This is a genomic window from Chitinophaga caeni, assembly GCF_002557795.1.
GTDB classification, from domain to species: Bacteria; Bacteroidota; Bacteroidia; order Chitinophagales; family Chitinophagaceae; genus Chitinophaga; species Chitinophaga caeni.
Genome location: NZ_CP023777.1, coordinates 564733 through 585591, shown reverse-complemented (window position 1 = coordinate 585591; position 20859 = coordinate 564733). Strand labels below are relative to the sequence as shown.

Below are 20859 nucleotides of genomic sequence, written 5' to 3'. Positions count from 1 at the left end.
ATAGCTATAATTTCAACAGTTTAATCTCCTTATTTCATCATATCGGCTGATTTATTTTATGATGCAGACTCCTACAATTTCCGTAGCTTAGTATTTCGAATCATGAGTTCGGGATAGTTATGGCAAAAATAAAAAAATTAGATCAGGTTGAACCCGCTCCTTCCAGAAGTACAGAGGATCTGATAGAAGTTTACGGCGCTAGGGAACATAATTTGAAAAACCTGGATATCCGTCTTCCAAAGAATAAATTGGTAGTCATTACCGGTATCAGCGGCAGCGGTAAATCTTCATTGGCTTTTGATACTATTTATGCCGAGGGGCAGCGTAGGTATATGGAAAGCTTTTCTGCTTATGCCCGCCAGTTTATAGGCGATATGGAAAGGCCGGATGTGGATAAGATCACCGGGCTCTCCCCCGTTATTTCTATCGAGCAAAAAACTACGAATAAAAATCCCCGTTCTACTGTAGGAACCATCACCGAAGTGTACGATTTTCTCCGCTTGTTGTATGCCAGGATCGGCCTGGCTTATTCCTACGAAACGGGAAAGAAAATGACCCGCTTTTCGGAAGATGAAATCCTTGAGCATATATACAAAAATAAGGAAAAGAAAAAGTTGATCATCTTGGCTCCCTTGGTGCGTGGCCGTAAAGGTCATTACCGCGAATTGTTTGAACAAGTGCGCAAACAGGGATATCTCAAGGTGCGTATCGATGGAGAAATTGTGGATTTGAAAGAAAGGTTGCAAGTGGATCGCTACAAGATACATGATATCGAATTAGTCGTAGACCGCGTACAGGTAACTCCTGACGCTAAGAGCAGGATCAGCCAGAGTGTTCAAAAAGCCTTGCAAATAGGTAAAGGTTTAATGTTCGTACTGGATCATGATACCAACAAATCCACGCAATACAGCAAGCAGTTAATGTGCGAAGATACGGGCTTGTCTTACGAGGAGCCTTCCCCGAATACGTTCTCTTTCAATTCGCCCTACGGCGCTTGCCCGAGATGTAAAGGCTTGGGAACCATTTACCAGGTTGATATGAACGAGGTAATTCCGGATTATTCCAAATCGATCCAGGACGGAGGTTTAGTGCCATTAGGAGAAGCCAGGGATACGTTTACTTACAAACAAGTACAACAGTTAGCGAAGAAATATAAATTCTCGTTGACAAAACCCATCTCGGAAATACCCAGGGAAGCCTTAAACCTATTGTTGTTCGGTGATGTGAACGGTAGCCTGAATACGGAAGTAGCGCTCGATGAAGAATCTACGATCAATGTATCTGCCGAGTATGAAGGCGTAGTGAACATGGTGCGCAGGTATTTTAATGATACCAGCAGTGATCATGTCCGAAACTGGGCCGAGGGTTTTATGAAACTGAGTACTTGTCCCACTTGTGATGGTGCAAGGTTGAAAAAGGAAAGTTTGTTCTTCAGGGTCGATAACAAAAATATTTCGGAACTGGGTAACATGGATCTCAGTCACCTGGCTACCTGGTTTGAAAATATTGAAGAGCGCTTAGACAATAAGCAAAATGTCATCGCCAAGGATATCCTGAAAGAAATCCGCGAAAGGGTCGGTTTTTTATTGAATGTTGGATTAACATATTTAACGCTCAATAGGCCCACCAGGACCTTGAGCGGTGGAGAATCTCAAAGGATTCGTCTGGCTACGCAAATTGGTTCCCAATTAATGGGCATCACTTATATCCTCGATGAACCGAGCATCGGTTTGCATCAGCGGGATAATATGCAGTTGATCGAAGCATTGAAAAACCTCAAAGAAATGGGGAATACGGTTATCGTCGTGGAACATGATAAAGATATCATGCTGCATGCCGATCACCTGGTGGACATCGGTCCCGGCGCAGGCAAACACGGCGGAGAAGTGGTGGCACAGGGGAAGCCTACCGATATGCTGAAAATGAAAACCGCCACGGCGGGCTATCTCAGCGGTAAAACAGGGGCGCCCATCCCGGAAGAAAGGCGGAAGGGAAACGGCAAGTTCCTGGAGCTGAAAGGCGTAACCGGGAATAATTTGAAAAATGTATCCGTCAAGTTTCCATTGGGTACTTTCATGTGTGTGACGGGTGTTTCCGGTAGCGGTAAATCCACGTTGATCAATGAAACCCTGTACCCGATTCTATCCAAGCACGCTTATAATTCCAAGAAGGAACCGATGCCGTACAAAAGCATCAAGGGCTTGGAAAATATTGATAAGGTTATTGAAATAGATCAATCACCGATCGGTAGGACGCCAAGGAGTAATCCTGCTACATATTGCGGCTTTTTTACCGATATCCGTACTTTATTTGCACAGGTGCCGGAAGCTAAGATCCGCGGGTACAATGCAGGCCGGTTTTCGTTTAATGTGAAAGGCGGTCGCTGTGATGTATGTGAAGGTGCAGGTGTCAGGGTAATTGAAATGAATTTCCTGCCGGATGTAATGGTGCATTGTGAAAAATGTAACGGAAGGAGGTATAACCGGGAAACTTTGGAGATCCGTTATAAAGGTAAATCCATTTCCGATGTGTTGGACATGACGGTAGATGAAGCCGTGGAATTTTTCCAACCGGTGCCTTACATCCACCGTAAAGTGAAAACATTGCAGGATGTCGGGCTGGGGTATATTTCATTAGGTCAATCCGCGGTGACTTTATCCGGAGGTGAGGCCCAGCGGGTAAAATTATCCACCGAATTATCGAAAAAAGATACCGGGAAAACGATCTATATTCTCGATGAACCTACTACGGGTCTGCATTTTCAAGATATCCAGATGTTGTTGAAAGTGCTGAATAAGTTGGTAGATCGCGGAAATACGGTTTTGGTGATCGAACACAACTTGGATGTCATCAAGATGGCGGATTATATCATCGACTTGGGCCCTGAAGGTGGCGAAGGTGGCGGGCAGATCCTGTGTACGGGTACGCCGGAAGTGGTGAGTAAATGCAAAGAAAGTCATACCGCTAAATTTTTAGCCCAAGAATTACGCATCAAATAGCGATTTCCCGATTTATTAGAGTGCCAGCTTTTTACTAATATTGCAGCGATGAAACGAATTTTTCGACTTGGAATCTTACTGGTGGTTATGGCTGTAGGTTTTGTTGCCTGCGATGATCAAACGGAGGTTTGCGACCAGGTATTTAATGCCGACCTCAGGGCCTTGTTTAAATATCCGCGGCCTACAGATGGGGTGATCGTAGATACAACATTACCATATGTAACAGTGGTAGCTAAGGGAACAGATACCCTGTTTAAAGGAGCTACAGGCTTGAAAAATCTCAGTTTTTCGTTAAATGGAACGGTTGATAGCACGACTTATTATATCAAGGGAGATTCTACCGTGACGGGAGATACGATTACTTTCAAATATAGCAGGAAACCGCATTTCGTATCACCGGGTTGTGGCTTTGCTACCTATTACACCTTGGATACGGTTATCTTTACCCGGTATGCCATTGATTCTATCCGTATTTTAAATAGAGAAGTTACTACGAATGATGACACGCATCTTTACCTGTTTTATTAGTTTTTTACTTTGTACGGGATTGGCTTTCGGGCAGGATTCAACCGAAGTGAAGCTGAAGCATGACACGCTCACCGTTACGCAGCAGGTTAGTGCGGGATTGAGAATCGGCCTGGACATTAGTCGTTTTGCATACCTCTACTTTCAGCCTTACCGAACCGATGTAACCTTGATGGCCGATGCGAGGTTGAATAAGAATTTATACGTAGCAGGAGAATTTGGCTATAATAGAACTTCCCATTCCGATAGTAATTATACTTATAAGGGAAATGGCGCTTTCGTGGCTTTAGGGATCGATTATAATGTACTGAAGAAGCAGACTTCGAAGCAGCGGAACATATTATACGTTGGCGCAAGGTATGGCGTCGCTTTATTTAATTATGAAATTCCTGAATACCATATTTACGATGAATATTGGGGGAATTCTTCCGGTAGCGTACCTAAACAAAGTGATAATGCGCAATGGATTGAACTGGTCGTTGGTTTGAAAGCTGAAGTGTTCAGAAATTTCTTTCTCGGGTGGAGTTTGAGACAACGTTTTTTAACTACTAGGCGTATCCCGGAGGGCGATTTCCCGCCCTTGGTAATTCCGGGGTTTGGGCCGGGGAATAAGAAATCGGTATTCGATTTTAATTATAGCATAAGTTATCAAATTCCGTTGTATAATGTGAAAATCCCGGTATTTAGTGCGAAGGCGAAACCCAAAAAGGGTCACTGATTTCACGGATTTCACTGGTTCCGGTTTTTGTTTTTTTTGGGGGGGTGTTTTTTTGGATTTTAGAGGGCGACTTTTATTGGTCGGCTTCCCGTAACATTTTAATGTGGGGGATATCATCTTCCAAGTACATGTCGCTTACTTGTTTGAAGCCAAAAGATTCATAAAATCTTTGCAGGTATAGTTGGGCGCCTATCTTGATCGCTTGCTTCCCAAAAATATTGTTGATGGCTTCTATAGATTCCCGCATCAATTCTTTCCCGATTCCTAATTTTCGAACATCGTGCGCCGTGGCTACCCTGCCAATGGCTGCTTCGTCATAGGAAATGCCTTTGTCAAAGATCCTGGTTACGGCTACCAGGTTACCTTTTTCATCGTAACCCATTACGTGGAAAGCTTCTTTATCATATCCGTCCAAGTCGAGGTAATTACAATTTTGTTCCACCACGAAAACCTTTGCCCTTAATTGCAAGATCGCGTACAACTCATCTGTACTCAACGACTGGTACGATTTTATAATCCATTTAATTTCCATAAGCCCTAAAATTACAGCACCGGGAAGCTGTAGCCAGTTCCCGGTGCAAGTATAATTAATTCTTCAGAAATGATTACCAGATTACCACGCGTTCTGATGCAGGCAATACCATTTTATCACCGGCTTTACAACCCCAGGCTTCCTGGAACTCGACCAGGTGAGGTAATGGCCCGTTGATCCTGGACCTGGCAGGGCTGTGGGGATCCGTTTGGATTTGGTTGCGTAAAGCGGCATCCGTAATATTTGCATGCCATACTTGCGCCCATCCTAAGAAGAAGCGTTGTTGCCATGTAAAACCGTCTATTAATTTCGGGGCCGGTTTACCTTCGAGGGATTTTTCCAAGGCATGGTATGCCAATGTTAATCCACCCAAATCAGCGATGTTTTCACCGATTGTTAAGGCGCCATTAATTTTGAAGCCGGGCAATACCTCAATGGAGCTGAAGTAATCGATATATTTCTTTGCCAATGCTTCGAAGTTTTTACGATCGCTTTCTGTCCACCAGTTTCTCAAATTACCTTCCGCATCAAATTGGGAACCTTGGTCGTCAAAACCGTGTGTAAATTCATGACCAATAACGGCAATGATGCCGCCGTAGTTGATAGCATCGTCCGCGTTAGCATTGAAGAATGGCGGCTGCAAGATACCTGCCGGGAATACTACCTCGTTGTTGAGCGGGTTATAGTAGGCATTTACCGTTTGCGGCGTCATCATCCATTCAGATTTGTCAACCGGTTGACCTAATTTTTTGATAGCTTCTCCATGGCGGTACATCGCAGTATTAACGATGTTTTCCAATAATTTATCGGGAGAAATCTTGATGGAGGAGTAATCTTTCCACTTGTCAGGATAACCGATTTTGTACGTGAAAGCAGCTAATTTTTTATGTGCTTCTTTCTTCGTCTCCTCGCTCATCCATGTTAATTTATCGATACGTTCGCCATAAACGGTACGAACATTTTCGATCATTTCCGAAACCTTTTGTTTAGAAGATTCGGGGAAGTATTGTTTAACGAATAACTTGCCTAGAGGCATGCCCAATGACCCGTCCGTTGCGCGGATAGCCCTTTCTACGCGGTTCTTCTGTTGCTTCGTGCCACGCATTACCGTTGAGAAGAAATGGAAATCTTCCTTATCAAATTTTCCAGGTAATACCCCGGCAAAGCGGGTCAGAACTTGCCAGCGTAAATAGTTTTTAAGCAAATCTAAATCGGTTCCGGCAACTAATTTGGCTACTTCTGTCAAGTAGGGTTTATTTTGCAGGATAATGGAATCCGTTTTAAAACCGCTGATATCCAGGTAGCTATTCCAATCAAGTTGCGGCGCCAAGGCATCCATTTCAGCAATGCTCACCTTGTTATAGGTTGCCACCGGATCGCGTAATTGTACATTGGTTAATTGTAGCTTGGCCAGTTTGGTTTCAAAATCCAAGATGGATTGGCCAATGTTGGCGGCTTTCCAGTCGGCCATGGCAAACATCTTATTGACATGTTGAACAAATTCAGCCCTTACTTTTTGCGTGCTTTCATCAGTCCTCTCGTAATAGCTTTTTTCACCTAAGCTGAGACCGTCTTGTCCGCCGTAAAGTGCATTGATCACACTATTACGGGAATCGGCTTCAACCCCGACCCCGAATACGGAAGATATACCGATTCGCGACAAGTTGGCGCAAGCTTTCCACCAATCATCCAAAGATTGGATAGACTTGATCTGTGCTAAGAAAGGATTTAACGGGCTAAGGCCTCTTTGCTCGATGGTATTTACATCGAGGTAAGATTTGTAAAAGTCAGCAATTTGCTGTTCTTCGGTGCCTTGAACCAGGTTCGTTTTTTGGGAAATATCATTGATGATCCCCTTGAGGCGAACCTCTTTATTTTCTTTATCTAACACGTTAAAGGCGCCCCAGCGACTTTCGGTACCGGGAATAGGATTGTTTTTCTTCCAGCCACCATTGGCATAATTGTCAAAATCTTGACATGGTGTGTATTGCTTATCTAAGGAAGACATTTCAAACGCAGGTATTTTCTTTTGGGCGTACAGCGAAGAAGAAGCCAGCAAGGCTGCTACGGCTCCGGTGTACAACCATTTGCCTGCCCTGGATTGTGTATGACTCATTATAAACAGGATTTAGGTTTTAAAGGTAGGGAAAAAGAACTTTATAGCCACCGTTCAAGAAGGATTCCTAAAGGAGTAAATTATTTAGTAGGTTTGTACCCGAATTATTAATAATCGCATGTCATCCTTTTTTAATTTATTCCGAATTCTGACAGCAATCGTATTGACAATTGCTATATTTTTATCATGTTTCGCGGTATTTAGCCTTTTTAAAATGCCCAGTGCAACGTCGTTATTGGTGATCATGATATTCGCTGCGCCTGTAGTGCATTCTATTTTAAGCCAGGCTTTACAAAGGCATATGATGGATCCTAATTTGCCGATGAAGCACAGCACACCTGGCGGCATCCGAGTGATGGGATACATTTGTATGGCAATCGCGATTCTTTTTCTATTATCAGGTACCGTTGTTTTAGCCAATCTGAACATGATAGAGGATATGGCGTTACGGCAAAATCCCGATTATTTTAAGGATTCAGGTGTTACCAAAGAACAATTAATCCTGTTATTCAAAGCGATGTGCATTTTTTATATCGTGTACAGCACTTTAATTATTGCCAATGTAATCTTATCTCTTCGTTTCGTCAGCAAATGGAAAGATTCGCAGGGCGATGACATGGAGATATTGGATGACGATTCCTATCAATAAATTACGCAAAGGGCTATGAGTAATAGCTTTGCTAAACTAACCCGAACCTTTTCACAGGAAAAAGCAAAGCAGTATGAACACAAATTCATCCGTACCATTAGCAGAAAGATTGCGTCCACAGGTTTTGACAGACCTGGTGGGGCAGGAGCATTTAACCGGGGAAGGTAGCATCCTCCGTAAAGCCTTGGAGCAAGGTAAAATTCCTTCCATGATTTTATGGGGACCGCCTGGCGTTGGAAAAACTACCATTGCAAACATCATCGCGCATACTTTGCAGGTGCCGTTTTACACTTTGAGCGCCATTGCGGCGGGAGTAAAGGAAGTCCGCGAAGTAATAGAAATAGCTAAGCGGCAGCAACATGCTGTATTGTTTATAGATGAAATCCACCGTTTCAATAAGTCGCAGCAAGATGCTTTGCTGGGCGCCGTAGAGAAAGGTATTATTACCTTGATAGGAGCCACGACGGAAAATCCATCCTTCGAAGTAAATGCGGCCTTACTATCGCGTAGCCAGGTGTACGTGTTAAAACCACTGGGTCCCGATGAGTTTTTGAAACTATTGCAACAGGCGATGGTGAAAGATCCTTGGCTGGCTTCGCATAACATTGAATTAGAAGAAACCTCTGCCCTCTTTAATATTGCCGGCGGCGATGCCCGTAAATTGTTGAACTTATTTGAATTGGTGGTTGATACTTTGCAAGAAGACCCTATCGTGATTACGGATAAAAAAGTGATGGAAATCGCACAACAACGGGTTGCAATCTATGACAAATCGGGCGAACAGCATTATGATATTATTTCCGCTTTTATTAAGTCAATCCGCGGCAGCGATCCTAATGCGGCAGTGTACTATCTCGCGCGGATGATAGAAGGTGGGGAAGATGTTAAATTCATTGCCCGTAGGTTGGTGATCTTGGCTTCTGAAGATATTGGAAATGCCAATCCGAACGCATTATTACTTGCCACGAACTGTTTCCAGGCTGTGAACATGATCGGTTACCCGGAAAGCCGGATTATTTTGTCCCAATGCGTAACTTACCTCGCCGCTTCACCAAAGAGCAATGCTGCCTATATGGCGATTAACACCGCGCAAAGCATCGTTTCCAAGACGGGCGATTTGCCGGTTCCAATGCAAATCCGTAATGCTCCTACCAAGTTGATGAAAGATCAAGGTTATGGGAAGGATTATAAATATGCCCATGATTACCAAGGCAATTTTGTTACGCAAGAATTTTTGCCGGACGCAATTAAAGGGACGAAGTTTTATGATCCGGGAAAGAACCCGAGGGAAGAAGATTTGAGGAAATATTTACGTTCGTTATGGAAGGATAAATATGGGTATTGACCGGTGCGAGTAGAGACAAGGCATGCTTTGTCTCTACGATATGTATCCACGTTATACACTTGGCATCAACCATTATTTCCCACGTTTTTTATCCAAAATTTCAAACCGCACCATCTCTTGCTCCCCGGACTCGTCAATAATTGATAATACATGATTTCCCGGGCTTGGATTCAACGAAATTTGATGAAAGGTTGTCGTACTGCCGATATATTCATCATCCAAATGCCAGAATATAACTGCATCCGGATCCCGGTGCGTGGCTTTAAATACCGTGGCGCCTTGCTTCCCATCGATTTCAACAGGTACGTAAATCTTAGCTTGATCCCTGGGGTAGATGATCTCCATGCTTTGTCCAGCTTGCCCCCCGGTTTCACACCCAGGTTTAAAAGGAGGTAAAGGCTTATAAAGATGCTTGGCCCTGTAATAAAACTCCATCGTGGGCGGTAAAACGAACCAAGATACATGTTGCATATTATAAGGCGCTTCGCAATTAGATGTGACGCGGTATTTCCCGGTAGCATCTAAATGGATCAACTGGTGATAGGGACAAGCCTTCACCTTGCTGCCGGATTTGGGATATAAAACACTGTCAACATCGGGGCAATTAGGCCCGGCTTGATAGCCCGATTGCTTACATACTGCGATCTTCTCCATATCCTGCGAAGGTTTACTAAACCATTGCCTGCTATCCATCATCCTTGCCACTTCAAATAAAATCGGCGCCGCCGTTTGTACGCCGATCAATCCCGGTCTTCCTTCCCCGTCAGCATTACCGGTCCAAACGCCGATGGCAAACCGGGGCGTCATCCCGATGGCCCAACCATCCCGGAAGCCGAAGCTGGTGCCGGTTTTCCATGCTACCCGCTGTGAAGAAGAAAATTGTTGCCAAAGCATTTCTTCACCGGGACGCATCACATCTTCCATGGCTTGCAATGTAAACCATATGGAACTGGCATTTAATAAGCCATGCGTTGAGGGCGAAGAATTTGAAATAACTTTTTCTTCACGGTTGTATATGGGTGGATGAATATCATCCGCATCATATTGATAATTCAAATCCTTGTAATGCAATAATTGTCTGCCTAAGCTCGCATATGCGCCCGTCAGCTCCCATAGGGTCGTTTCACCGCCTCCCAGTATTAAACTTAACCCGTAGTGGCTGGCAGGCTTTTGCATGGTGGTGATCTTCATCTTTTTTAACAAGGCTTGAAAGCGTTCCGTACGGTATTGTTTTAACATACCCACGGCAGGCACATTTAAGGAGCGGGATAATGCCTCCGATGCAGGAACGGCGCCATCGAAGCCCAGGTCAAAGTTTTGAGGTGTGTACCCTGCAATGGCTAATGGAACATCGGCCAATAATGAATTAGGTAATATAAATCCATCATTCAACATCGCGGCAAATAGTAACGGTTTCAAGGTGCTGCCGGGACTTCTCGGCGCCTGGATGATGTCTACATGACTTTGTAACTCAGGATCTTCCGGGTGATAAACATTCCCTACATAAGCAAGCGTATTACCCGTTTCAAGATCCAGTACCAGGACCGCGGCATTATTAATACCGTTTGCTTTTAAATTTTGATGATGCCTTTCAACTGCTTGTATAATGTTCTGTTGTAAATTAGCATCGAGGGTACTATGTAACCGGGTATCTCCAAGTTTCCCATGACGGTACCAGTCTTTTCTGAATTTATCCAGCAGGTGCGGCGCTAGTTGAGGTAACGGGATCGGTTCTCCCGGTAGCGGTTCCAGCTTCGCCAATCTACAGGTGGTAGGATCAATATTTCTGTTGTCTGCAAGTTTCTCCAGCAGGCTGTTTCTCTTTTGTAATAATATTTTTTGATTTTTCCCCGGATGCACCAGAGAGGGACTATTAGGTAAAACGGCAAGGGTTGCCATCTCTCCCCAAGAGAGTTGGTAGGGACTCCGTCCGTAATAGCGCCAAGCAGCTGCATCCAAGCCTACCACGTTCCCACCGAAGGGAGCATTGCTCGCATATAAATTCAATATTTCTTTCTTCGAATAAGAGAACTCCAAGCGGGTGGCCAAAACGGTTTCTATGAACTTCTGCCAAATAGTCCTGGGTTGATCCCTGGATAAGCGGATCACTTGCATCGTTAAGGTACTGGCGCCGCTCACGACCTTTCCTCCGGAAATGTTTTGTTTGATGGCACGGCCCAGGGCTAAGGGATCAACACCCCAATGGTAATAAAACCGTTTGTCTTCGTAAGTAGTGATACAATCTATAAATTTCTGCGGGATTGAATCCGGCGCGGGGAATCTCCATTGTCCATCGCTGGCAATACTGGCAGAAAGGAGTCTTCCATCAGCATCTTCCACAACGAATGAAGTAGGTTTATCAAATAATGTTTTAGGCAGGATGAAGTAATAAGCAACCAATAACACCGCCAAAACGATGCCCCATTTCCTTTTTTTATATAACCACAGTTTTATTTTTTGCCACTTTGTCGAAGGCATGAGTTTGATGCTGTTTTATCTGATTTCAATGTGTTGAAGTTAGGAAAGTTATTATGAATCGTGAAGATATGCTGAAAGGATTTGTAGTACTTTCTTGTTATATAATTAGTTAAGTTTAGAAGTATCCACCTCCGCTGTAAAATGGGATAGGAAATATAAAAATTGCTTAAACTTGTCAAGTTTAATTTGTATTTTCGGTCGATCAAATGTGTGAACCCGCAGAACCAAAGTTTGGCCCATGTTTCTTTAACCTTTAAATATATTTTAATGAAACCCAAATTCCTACCTGTTTTTCTTTTGGTAGTTCTTTTATCTTGTAAGCGGGAGGCGATACAAGTAAACGAACAAGATTATCAAAGAATTCCTGTTAGAAACTAAAGAGCTTAGTGAATTTACCCAAGAAATACTATTACAAAATCCTGTTAGCAGAATTAAACGTGCTTCCTCCTTTTTAAGTGCGGATAAAAAAGAAATACTTTGGAAAAGTAAATTGTATGCTATTCTAAAAAATGATGCTGAACGGCTTACTGTTGAACAATTAAAAATTGTCCAATCAATTGTAACATTATTAGAAGTCAATGGGATGAAGAAATTAATGGAAAATCCCGCAATAGGAGAAAAATTCTTAAATGAAAATTTGGATTATTTTAAGAAGCATTTCACATCAGGCCAGTTATTATTATTAATAGAGCATCCCTATTATGAGAATGATTTCAGCATAAAGAATTCGTTACGGTATTTGACTAACGTAGATAGCAGATCTAATTCAAATGAAAAAAATGCAGGTTCGATAGATCCATTGTTCGTAGAAATGCCAGGAGGTGGTGGTGCCAAAGATTGTAATTGTCTTTACGATTTGGGATGTTCTGCGGGTAATCTTTGTTTGAAAAGTAATGTAAATTGTTCCCAGGTAACAGACTGTGGTCTTTTCGGGACTTCTAATTGTAAAGGAGTTTGTAATCAAGGTAACGGAACTCCAACTCCAGATCCAGTATAGTAAATATGAGTAGGTTACCGTGCAGATCAATATTACACTGTAACCTACATTTTTTTACTGTTAAATTATAAACTGAAACATAATTAGAATGAATTTTAGAATAATAATAACTTTTATTACAGTTTTTACGATAGTTGCATGTAGAGGCGATTTACCAGGTGATAAACTTCGTTTTGATATCTCAAATCTTTCACTTGATAGCATTCCTGCTGGGAAAAAGACACTAATCAAGGGATTGATTAGCAGTAATTGTAAGGAAGATGTTAGAATAGAAGATATACATTTTGATTGTTCTTGTACTCATTCTAACCTGGAAAGCGGCACCATTATTAAGGGTAATAAGGGAAAAGAGGTTGTCTTCGAAATTGAGGCGGATTCTGTAGAGCTAAATACCGTAAAAAGTATAGGGATAATGTTCAGGACAAATACCAAACCGGCCCTTCATGATATAGTATTTGATGTAAAAATATATTAGAGACTGTAAAATAAACTGTGTCAAAGACTAAAAAAACAAGATCTTTAACACAGTTTTTTTTATGGAACAAAAAGGAAAATTTGACTACGAAGAACTCAAACGGAAGACCTTAGAGCAACTCCGCTCTGGTAAGTCCCTGTTTGGCAAAGATGGGGCTTTCGCACCTCTTCTGAAAGATATTCTCGAAGCTGCACTGGAGGGCGAGATGGAGGTTCATTTAGATGATGAGCAACGGGCAAATGGGAACCGGAAGAATGGCAAAAACCGAAAACGGCTTAAAACAGCAGATGGTACTATCGATCTGGAGACACCCCGTGACCGGGCAAGCAGCTTTGAACCACAGATCATCAAAAAGCGGGAGACCATTCTGGCAGAGAGCCTGGAGAGTAAAATCATCGGTATGTATGGGCATGGCATGAGCTTACGGGACATCTCAGCTCATATCAAAGATATGTACGATACAGAGATTTCAGCTGCGACATTATCTTCCATAACCGATAAAGTTATCCCTCTGGTCAAAGAATGGCAGGCCCGTCCTTTGGAGCCACTGTATTGCATTGTCTGGCTGGACGCCATGTTTTATAAAGTCAAAGAAGAAGGCAAAGTAGTTAACCGTTGTGTTTATAATATCCTTGGTATAAATACCGATGGACGCAAAGAGCTATTAGGCATGTATGTCTCGGAGAGCGAGGGAGCTAACTTCTGGCTGAGTGTCCTGGCCAATCTTCAGCAACGGGGGGTATCTGATATACTTATTGCCTGTATCGATAATTTGAAGGGATTTTCCGAGGCTATTGCCACGATATTCCCCTCTACAGCGGTACAAACCTGTGTCGTACATCAAATCCGCAATTCTATCAGGTACATAGCCAGTAAGGACCAGAAGCCATTTATGGCCGATTTAAAACCGGTTTATCAGGCGGTGAGCAAGGAAGAAGCAGAGTCGCAGCTGGATCAACTGGACGAAAAATGGGGAAAGAAATATCCAGTTGTTATAGACTCCTGGCGCCGGAACTGGGATAAGCTCACTACGTATTTCCAATATTCTGAGGCCATCCGCAGGTTGATCTACACCACTAATACTATCGAGGGGTTCCATCGCCAGGTGCGTAAAGTGACCAAAACCAAAGGAGCCTTTACCTCCGATATGGCCTTGCTGAAATTAATTTACCTGGCTGCCCAGAACATCCAGAAGAAATGGACACAGCCCCTTCAAAACTGGAGTCTGACTGTGTCTCAGCTGTCAATTATATTTGGGGATCGACTGAAATTGCGATTATAAATTAAATGTTGACACAGTTTATTTTACACTCCCATATATTAGTAATATGAAAAGGTCTGTTCTCGTTATCTTGATCTCTGTGCTAGCTACCTTGCTTTTTACTATTTTTTGTTATAATCTCGATAAGATATTGGCGAGGGATATACCTAGGATTATTACGATGCTATCGATGTTTTGTCTTTTCGCTGTATTATATCTTATATTATGGAGTAAAACAGCGATGAAGCGCGAAAAAATCTTAACAATTGTAATTATTCCTGTTATACTATTGGATGCTACTACCTTAATAACAGGTTCGGAATTGATTCCGCTTCGCTTTCCCTTCGCAACTATTTTCCCCGTTTTGGGCGCTCTTTTGGGCTATATACTCTCATGCCGAAAGCTGTTACTTTCTATAGTATACATTGTTTTTATAACACTCTTTACCGTCTTATCGGCTTACGTATTCATTCCAAAGTTGATTTTGCAAAAGAGTTTCAGGAATGATGTATCGTTTAATGGAAATTCAATTAAGAATGCCGTATTATTAAATCCTGATAAGCATCCATGCTATATATCTTCTCTTTTGGAGAAAAAAGTAACTTTATTAGAGTTCTATTTCGTAGGGTGCCCACCATGCGAAATGAAGAAAAATGCCCTGGATAGTTTGAGGAAGAAAGTAGATTCTAATAAATTCCAAATAATCTATATCTGTGATGGAGCTGTTACTTCTTGGGATGAATTCGTTAAACATGGGAAGAAATGGGAAGATCAACAACAAAAATATTTTTATGCAGATTCGGCAACAATAACGCGCTTGTATCAGATGGAAAGGCGTTCCTATCCCCTGGAAGTAATCCTGAATGAACAACTGGAAGCTGTTTCTGTTCATTATGGGTATAACGACATATTTAGAGACCTATATTTGGAGAGAACCATTAATATAATTAATAGGGAAATCCAATAAAGATAGTTCTGTAGAATAATACATACACTGAAGGATACTCCCGGTTTTCTTGAGATTGAACATTTTGATCGATAATATCTTCTTCTTCTTTCAGATAAAAATCCCATTGCCTTAGCACGCAAGCTAAATAGCAATGGGATTTCTTATATAACTGGGCAAACTATTTAACAACTTCCACCCATTTTCCTGGTACGAAAGCATGTATGGTATTATCATACATCGCTTCGCAAGTGGTAGCAGGTAAATAATACTTGCCGAGGTAAGAAGCATTTAATAAAACCTGGTAAGTAACCGTTTTCCCTTCTTCTAAATTGAAGTAAGTATACACCCTGTCATCCCGGATATCTTGATAGGTGAACTGCGATGTATGAACTGAACTATCGGAACCCATTAAACGGGTGTTTAGAATTTCCCAACCCGAAGGGAAAACTTGCGATAAAGCCATTTGCTCATAATAACCGCGCTTACCCGGGTTCCTGATCGTTACCGTTGCCACGAAGTCCCTGCCTTGGTGTAAACTTGCGGGATCAAGTGCTTTCCCATCGCGGGTATGGTAACGAACGCTCATATCCAGTACCTCCGGATCATTGCTGGCATATGGATCGGTTCCGGATTCCGGTTGTCCCCGGAGGATTAACCTTGCATACAGCACATTTTGACCTTTATTGTGAATGGCTACATTGCCAACATTTCCACCTTTAACGGGTATCTCTATTTGGGTGACATAATTGTCTGCATTCACAGAGGCCTTTTTACCATTGATCGTATAATCAAACTGCTGTTTCGCCCCGGTTTTATTTTGCCCGCAATAGGTTGCGATCGCGATTAATGAATAAGCTGTCGTTTGGGTACTATACCACCTGTCCTGCGATAAATTACTTGCTATTTCTTTCAACAATCCCAGTGCTTCCGTTCTTTTGCCGAGGATGGTCAAGGTTTGTAAAATGATCGCTTTATCCCGGAGATCACTTCCATAAGTATAACCCATCTGGTTATACGGTTTCACGTCGGTTGATAAGCCTTTTACCAAGTTATTTGCCACGTCGGGTTGACCGGCTAATTTATAAGCCGCAGCCAAATACCATTTCGCAGTGTTGGAAATATATTGAAATTCTTTTAACCTGTTCATCGCACCAATTTCAGGGGTTTTGCCTAAGGCTAGCAGGTAAAGTCGGTACGATTGCGCGAGGTCGCCCCCGTAGAAGTTACGGGTATTAGGCGCCCAGGTAACGGCTTTATTCCGTTGGTATTTCCGCCATTGTTCTAAAAGACTGGCCGGCAATGTATAGCCTGAAGCTTTTGCCTCTAACATGAAATGCCCGGCATAGTTGGTACCCCATTCATCGGCTTGGGCATTACCCGGCCAATAAGCAAATCCACCATCGGTAACTTGGAAGCTCTTAAGTCTTTCCAAACCGGCTTTCACGTTATAATCGATATCTGCTTTTTGTTTATCACTTAGATCCATGATTTGTGATAAATAAAGTTGTGGAAACACTCCCGATGTTGTTTGCTCGATACAACCATGCGGGTAGCGGATTAAATATTCCAGGCGTTTACCCAGGTTGAGAGAAGGGATGGTACTCACTTCTAACACGGCAGTATTGGTGCCTTCCGTACCTACCGGGTGGTATTCCGTATTCCAGCTTTCGCCGCCATTTAAATCTTTTTCTATGATATTAGTAACAAAAGGATTCGGGTTTCTAACATCCAGTTCAATGCTCTCGCTGGCTTGTTCTTTACCACTTTTGGCAACGATATTGAATTTACCGATGCCGGTGGCGGCTTTTACTTTTACATCGAAATATACCAACTGTTCACCCGGCTGGGAAAACTGTACCGTTTGAGTTGCGGAGCCGATTACTTCGAATAAGCCATTAGGTTGTAAAGTAACCTGTGCCGACTTAATTTGACTTTCCAATCCGAACACGGTAACCGGTAGGCGGATCGTTTCGCCGGGTCCTAATACTCTTGGTACGGTTGATAAAACCATCAGCGGCTTCTTAACGCTGGCAGTCTTTTCAGCCGAACCGTATGCACCATCTTGTCCCGCTACCACCATCGCTTTTACAGAGCCTATATATTGGGGCAGTTTGAATGCATGGGTTTGTTTCTGGCCCTTACCTAAATAATAAGGTCCCATGTAAGTAACTACCGGTTTGAAACGGTTAGCTTTAGCTTCGCCGCTGTTCCTGTTGAGGTTCTGGTCACCACCGATGCTCAATATCCTCTCCAGGTCGCCACCCCAAGCGCCGATGACATAATCGAATAAGTCCCATGTTTTGACGCCTAAAGCCTCCCGGGCATAAAATGCGGCATGCGGATCAGGAGTTTTGAAGCGGGTTAAATCGAGTAAACCTTCATCAACAATCGCGATAGTATAGGTCATTGCTTTCCCGTTAGCTTCCGACACCGTTATCTTGGCATCAGATTCCGGGCGCATCGTGTTGGGTAAAGCTACTACCGGTTTCAATATTGTTTCAGGATCTTCCACGATGATCGGGATGGTGCCGTACATCCTGATGGGCAGGTCATTCGCCGTTTGTGCATGCGCTTGGAGTAAACTCACGTTTACATACACGTTGGGCGACATTTCCTTGGTAGCTTTGAATTTATAAATAGTTTGTCCTTTCGATGTTTTGATCCAGTTAACATTTTGAATGGCGCTACCGGATTCGATGCTGATCAATGCCCTGCCGTTATCGCTACTCGGTATGGTAAGGGTGATTTCATCGCCTACTTTATAATGTGTTTTATCGGAAGTAAACACGAGCATCGCTGCTTCCGTAGGATTTTCTTTTTGCAAGCGCTCGCTGTATCCCGGCCAATCTACGTAAACGGTATTTCCCGTTACGTGCCCGCTCTCCATATCCTTTACCCTGATGAGGAAACGCCCCCATTGCGGATAAGGGACATTGAAATTCCAGGAGCCTTTGCCGTTATTCAACGTAACTTTTGAAGATGCAATTAATTGGTTGTAATTATCCTGCGTGAAGTTGGTCAGGTCATCTTCCCCTTCATCCCACCACCAGCGCCAGTTTACTTTATACATTTCCACGGAAACAGTACGTTGGCCACTGATGAAATTACCTGCATCGTCTACATTTACAATATTTACTTTATGATTTTTATCCGTCAGCAACATACCCGTTAGCCTGGCGCCTTCCGGTGTTTGGATGCCCACGTAAGATTTGAATACATGGTAAGGTACATGGCTGTAATCTACGCTGAAATCACCGCCCGGTTCGAATACTTTCGTTTCGAAATTAGCTCTTAATACGCCGGGTGCGCGTTCGCCAACATTCATATCGGCTTTGATGGTAGTTTGTCCGCTTTCACCGAGGCTACCTTCAAAGATGGTTTTGTTTTCTGCTGAAAAGTGCGTGGTAGGATCATCGAATACAAAATCTGAAAGCGCTTTTTGTGGGAAGCTCGTTTTAGCAGCTACCAATGATACATCTACTTTTGCTTTTAAGTCTTTCCCCGGCGCCCCGAACAGCCACATGGCAGATAATGTGCCCGTGTTGTTGCCAAACCTGGAAAGGATCCCATTTTTATTAAAGTCTAAATTGATCTTCAAGCGGTTGGGTTTCACCGTTTCTATGCGCACATTCTTTGTAAATGTTGCATTCCCAACTTTTACCTTGGCGACCCAGTTACCGGTTAGTGCATCTGGATCGGTAGCCGTGGCAAACTTGTAGAACCCGTTTAATGATTCGTGGTGGATGATCCGCTTATATAGTTGTCCCTTGGGATTATACAATTCAAAGCTTACCGGGTGATTAGCCGGAAGTTTCTTGTTTTTATCTTCCAATACAAATGTCAGGAACAGGGAGTCACCCGGGCGCCAAACGCCTCTTTCCCCGTAAATGAAGCCTTTCATGCCGGATTGGATCTTCTCGCCTTTTACATCGAAACGACTTAACAATAAAGAATTGCCATCATCCAATTTTAGATACCCGCGTTCATTTCCTTTCTTGGCAATTAACAGGTAAGGTTTCTTCGGTAAATCGAACTTAGCAAACCCTTCACCATCACTTTTAGCTGTAAAGATTACCTGTTGTTGATAATCCAATAATTCGAGGTCAACGCCGTTCATGGGCTTGGCATCACGGATATCAGTTACTGCAACAACCATTGAATTATCATTCCCTCTTTTGGCAATCAAGCCGATATTGGAAGAAATGATATTCCTGGAAACCCATTTATTGGCATTATAATAAGCCGGATGGCAGGGATTATCTCTCTGGTCCCAATTATAACCGTAAGGATAATAACTATCATATGCCGACCAGAAATCATCTTCATCATCAATCTTATCACCGTAGCTATCATAATAATATACTTCGTTATCATCGCTATCCGCCTGTTTTTCATTACATTTTACGAGCGCATATTCCTTCCTGAAGCCGATAGTGACGCGGTAGATGGCGCCCGGCTCGCTATTAAGATATTTTTCCAGGTCGATGTTAAACCTGTTTTTAACATGCAGGTTCAAGGATTTATCCTGGTCGAGCCGGATGGTAGTCCTAACAATAGGTTTCGCTACGCGGCGGAGTTCGTTATTCCCATCCAGGTTATTATTTTGAAGGTATTGCGGGATATTGTTCTCATAGATCTTCAAGATGGTAACATCAACCGCGTTCAAGTTGATGGCGTCGAATGGTAAAACCAGCTTTTGCGATTGAGGCAAAATTACGCCCTTGCTCGGAACGCTTACGCTTGGCTTGCGATTTTCGAAAGTGATGCTGCTGGCAAAAGTTTTACCGAGCCTATCGCCTCCCGTGTCGAGGATACCTTCGGAAATAGAAACATCGTGATTTCCTTCAAGGTTCTTGTTGCTGTAAACTTTTACCTGGCTTCCATCCACTGTAAATCGCAAATCGCTTACGCCAGACATGTAAATCAAGCCCCTTAAATCTTGGGCGGGATCAATTGGGGCGCTAAATAATACGAGCATATGAACATCCGGTTCATACATCGCCCTTGTTTCCATTACCTTGAAAACTCCCGAAGCCGGTACCGGCAATGTTTTAGTGCCGGAAGTTTTAGAGCCGATGGATTCACCGTTATAATCAATGATCAAATTTTGATCGGTTTTCCCTCTCGTGATGTTCTTTATCGTGAATTTATGTTCCTTAGGATCCGAAGTATGTGTCCAGGTAATTGGTAAGGATTGAGAGTTAGCGCTGGCCTTAAGCAATCGCTCTACCTCTGCCGGTTTTTCTACATCGGCGGTATAGACGACGCCTTCCAGTTTCATCTTGCTGGAAGCGGTATTGCCGTCAACCACTAAACCGAACTCTTCAAAAGAGTAAGAAGGTTTCATTACTTGAAAATCGAAACTAAAGCGATTCAAGTCTTTCGGCACTTCCATTAGTTTACCGAGGTTAAATGTTGCGGAATACTTCTTGCCGGGTTGCAAGTTTTCTTCCGGCCTGAACTCGATCGTGGTGGCATCGATCCAAACAGCTTTCCCTTTGATACTAGGACTGAAATCGAAAACTTTCTCTTCCAGCGGTTCGTTAACGGTATGGGTAATGTTGGTTTGGCCATTCAGTTGTATCCTGATGGCGCTTTGCTTGGATATCACCCCGGTGGTATATGCTTCGATATACTTTGCAAACTCGGGGTTCATGGCTTCCTGGGATTGCTTGCAAGAATGGAATCCCAACAGGATAATTAAAGCCCACAACGATACTAGCAGGTAACGCATGTTAGGTCGCATGTAGTGTAATTTGTATGCTAAATATTAATAATAAATAATCGCACTAAAGTTATTCTTTTATCGACGAAT

General features: G+C 42.9%; 13 protein-coding genes. 9 read left to right on the top strand and 4 right to left on the bottom strand.

Features of this window, described 5'->3' with window-relative positions; translation table 11 throughout:
* Window positions 1-119 precede the first annotated feature (119 nt).
* The 3 genes from uvrA to COR50_RS02330 are packed head-to-tail and all read left to right on the top strand — an operon-like array spanning window position 120 to window position 4242.
* Window positions 120-2999, top strand: coding sequence for an excinuclease ABC subunit UvrA (uvrA, locus tag COR50_RS02340; protein ID WP_098192485.1), 2880 nt, complete (start codon window positions 120-122; stop codon window positions 2997-2999).
* Between the two features lie 48 nt (window positions 3000-3047).
* Window positions 3048-3527, top strand: coding sequence for a DUF6452 family protein (locus COR50_RS02335; RefSeq protein WP_157760593.1), 480 nt, complete (start codon window positions 3048-3050; stop codon window positions 3525-3527).
* Window positions 3496-4242, top strand: a complete 747-nt coding sequence (locus tag COR50_RS02330; protein WP_157760592.1) for a DUF6048 family protein — start codon at window positions 3496-3498, stop codon at window positions 4240-4242. Before COR50_RS02335 ends, COR50_RS02330 begins: the two co-directional genes overlap by 32 nt.
* 73 nt (window positions 4243-4315) lie before the next feature.
* Here COR50_RS02330 and COR50_RS02325 read toward each other — a convergent pair whose 3' ends face one another.
* A complete protein-coding gene (locus COR50_RS02325; protein WP_098192482.1) occupies window positions 4316-4774 on the bottom strand; it encodes a GNAT family N-acetyltransferase in 459 nt (152 codons plus the stop codon).
* A 73-nt stretch (window positions 4775-4847) separates the two neighbouring features.
* Entirely contained in the window at window positions 4848-6890 is a 2043-nt protein-coding gene (locus tag COR50_RS02320; RefSeq protein ID WP_098192481.1) for a M13 family metallopeptidase, read from the bottom strand.
* A gap of 214 nt (window positions 6891-7104) precedes the next feature.
* On the opposite strand from COR50_RS02320, the gene COR50_RS02315 reads away from it, so the two are divergent.
* Complete coding sequence (locus COR50_RS02315) at window positions 7105-7539, top strand: hypothetical protein (protein WP_157760591.1); 435 nt, start codon at window positions 7105-7107, stop codon at window positions 7537-7539.
* Between the two features lie 73 nt (window positions 7540-7612).
* Complete coding sequence (locus tag COR50_RS02310) at window positions 7613-8884, top strand: replication-associated recombination protein A (protein WP_098192479.1); 1272 nt, start codon at window positions 7613-7615, stop codon at window positions 8882-8884.
* Window positions 8885-8956: 72 nt separating this feature from the next.
* On the opposite strand, the gene pbpC is transcribed toward COR50_RS02310, so the two are convergent.
* The gene (gene pbpC, locus COR50_RS02305) at window positions 8957-11362 is read right to left on the bottom strand and encodes a penicillin-binding protein 1C (protein WP_098192478.1); all 2406 of its coding nucleotides are present in this window, start codon (window positions 11360-11362) and stop codon (window positions 8957-8959) included.
* A gap of 349 nt (window positions 11363-11711) precedes the next feature.
* Here pbpC and COR50_RS02300 point away from each other — a divergent pair, with 349 nt between their 5' ends.
* From COR50_RS02300 to COR50_RS02285, 4 genes are all read left to right on the top strand, one after another.
* Window positions 11712-12359: a bacteriocin fulvocin C-related protein gene (locus COR50_RS02300; RefSeq protein ID WP_317044443.1), complete on the top strand. Its 648-nt coding sequence runs from the start codon at window positions 11712-11714 to the stop codon at window positions 12357-12359.
* 88 nt (window positions 12360-12447) lie between these two features.
* On the top strand, window positions 12448-12834 hold the full coding sequence (locus tag COR50_RS02295) for a DUF1573 domain-containing protein (protein ID WP_098192476.1): 387 nt from the start codon (window positions 12448-12450) through the stop codon (window positions 12832-12834).
* A 61-nt stretch (window positions 12835-12895) separates the two neighbouring features.
* On the top strand, window positions 12896-14116 hold the full coding sequence (locus COR50_RS02290; protein WP_098192124.1) for an IS256 family transposase: 1221 nt from the start codon (window positions 12896-12898) through the stop codon (window positions 14114-14116).
* Window positions 14117-14162: 46 nt separating this feature from the next.
* Window positions 14163-15062: a TlpA family protein disulfide reductase gene (locus COR50_RS02285; RefSeq protein WP_157760590.1), complete on the top strand. Its 900-nt coding sequence runs from the start codon at window positions 14163-14165 to the stop codon at window positions 15060-15062.
* A gap of 160 nt (window positions 15063-15222) precedes the next feature.
* Here the strand turns inward: COR50_RS02285 and COR50_RS02280 are convergent, their stop codons facing one another.
* Window positions 15223-20790 (bottom strand): alpha-2-macroglobulin family protein, encoded by a 5568-nt coding sequence (locus COR50_RS02280; protein ID WP_098192474.1) that lies wholly within the window; start codon window positions 20788-20790, stop codon window positions 15223-15225.
* Window positions 20791-20859: the final 69 nt, after the last annotated feature.

What these genes read in the sequence shown, in the direction of transcription:
- uvrA (WP_098192485.1), top strand. Translation starts at nt 120, where the DNA reads ATGGCAAAAATAAAAAAATTAGATCAGGTTGAACCCGCTCCTTCCAGA.
- COR50_RS02335 (WP_157760593.1), top strand. Translation starts at nt 3,048, where the DNA reads ATGAAACGAATTTTTCGACTTGGAATCTTACTGGTGGTTATGGCTGTA.
- COR50_RS02330 (WP_157760592.1), top strand. Translation starts at nt 3,496, where the DNA reads ATGATGACACGCATCTTTACCTGTTTTATTAGTTTTTTACTTTGTACG.
- COR50_RS02325 (WP_098192482.1), bottom strand. Translation starts at nt 4,774, where the DNA reads ATGGAAATTAAATGGATTATAAAATCGTACCAGTCGTTGAGTACAGAT.
- COR50_RS02320 (WP_098192481.1), bottom strand. Translation starts at nt 6,890, where the DNA reads ATGAGTCATACACAATCCAGGGCAGGCAAATGGTTGTACACCGGAGCC.
- COR50_RS02315 (WP_157760591.1), top strand. Translation starts at nt 7,105, where the DNA reads ATGCCCAGTGCAACGTCGTTATTGGTGATCATGATATTCGCTGCGCCT.
- COR50_RS02310 (WP_098192479.1), top strand. Translation starts at nt 7,613, where the DNA reads ATGAACACAAATTCATCCGTACCATTAGCAGAAAGATTGCGTCCACAG.
- pbpC (WP_098192478.1), bottom strand. Translation starts at nt 11,362, where the DNA reads ATGCCTTCGACAAAGTGGCAAAAAATAAAACTGTGGTTATATAAAAAA.
- COR50_RS02295 (WP_098192476.1), top strand. Translation starts at nt 12,448, where the DNA reads ATGAATTTTAGAATAATAATAACTTTTATTACAGTTTTTACGATAGTT.
- COR50_RS02290 (WP_098192124.1), top strand. Translation starts at nt 12,896, where the DNA reads ATGGAACAAAAAGGAAAATTTGACTACGAAGAACTCAAACGGAAGACC.
- COR50_RS02285 (WP_157760590.1), top strand. Translation starts at nt 14,163, where the DNA reads ATGAAAAGGTCTGTTCTCGTTATCTTGATCTCTGTGCTAGCTACCTTG.
- COR50_RS02280 (WP_098192474.1), bottom strand. Translation starts at nt 20,790, where the DNA reads ATGCGACCTAACATGCGTTACCTGCTAGTATCGTTGTGGGCTTTAATT.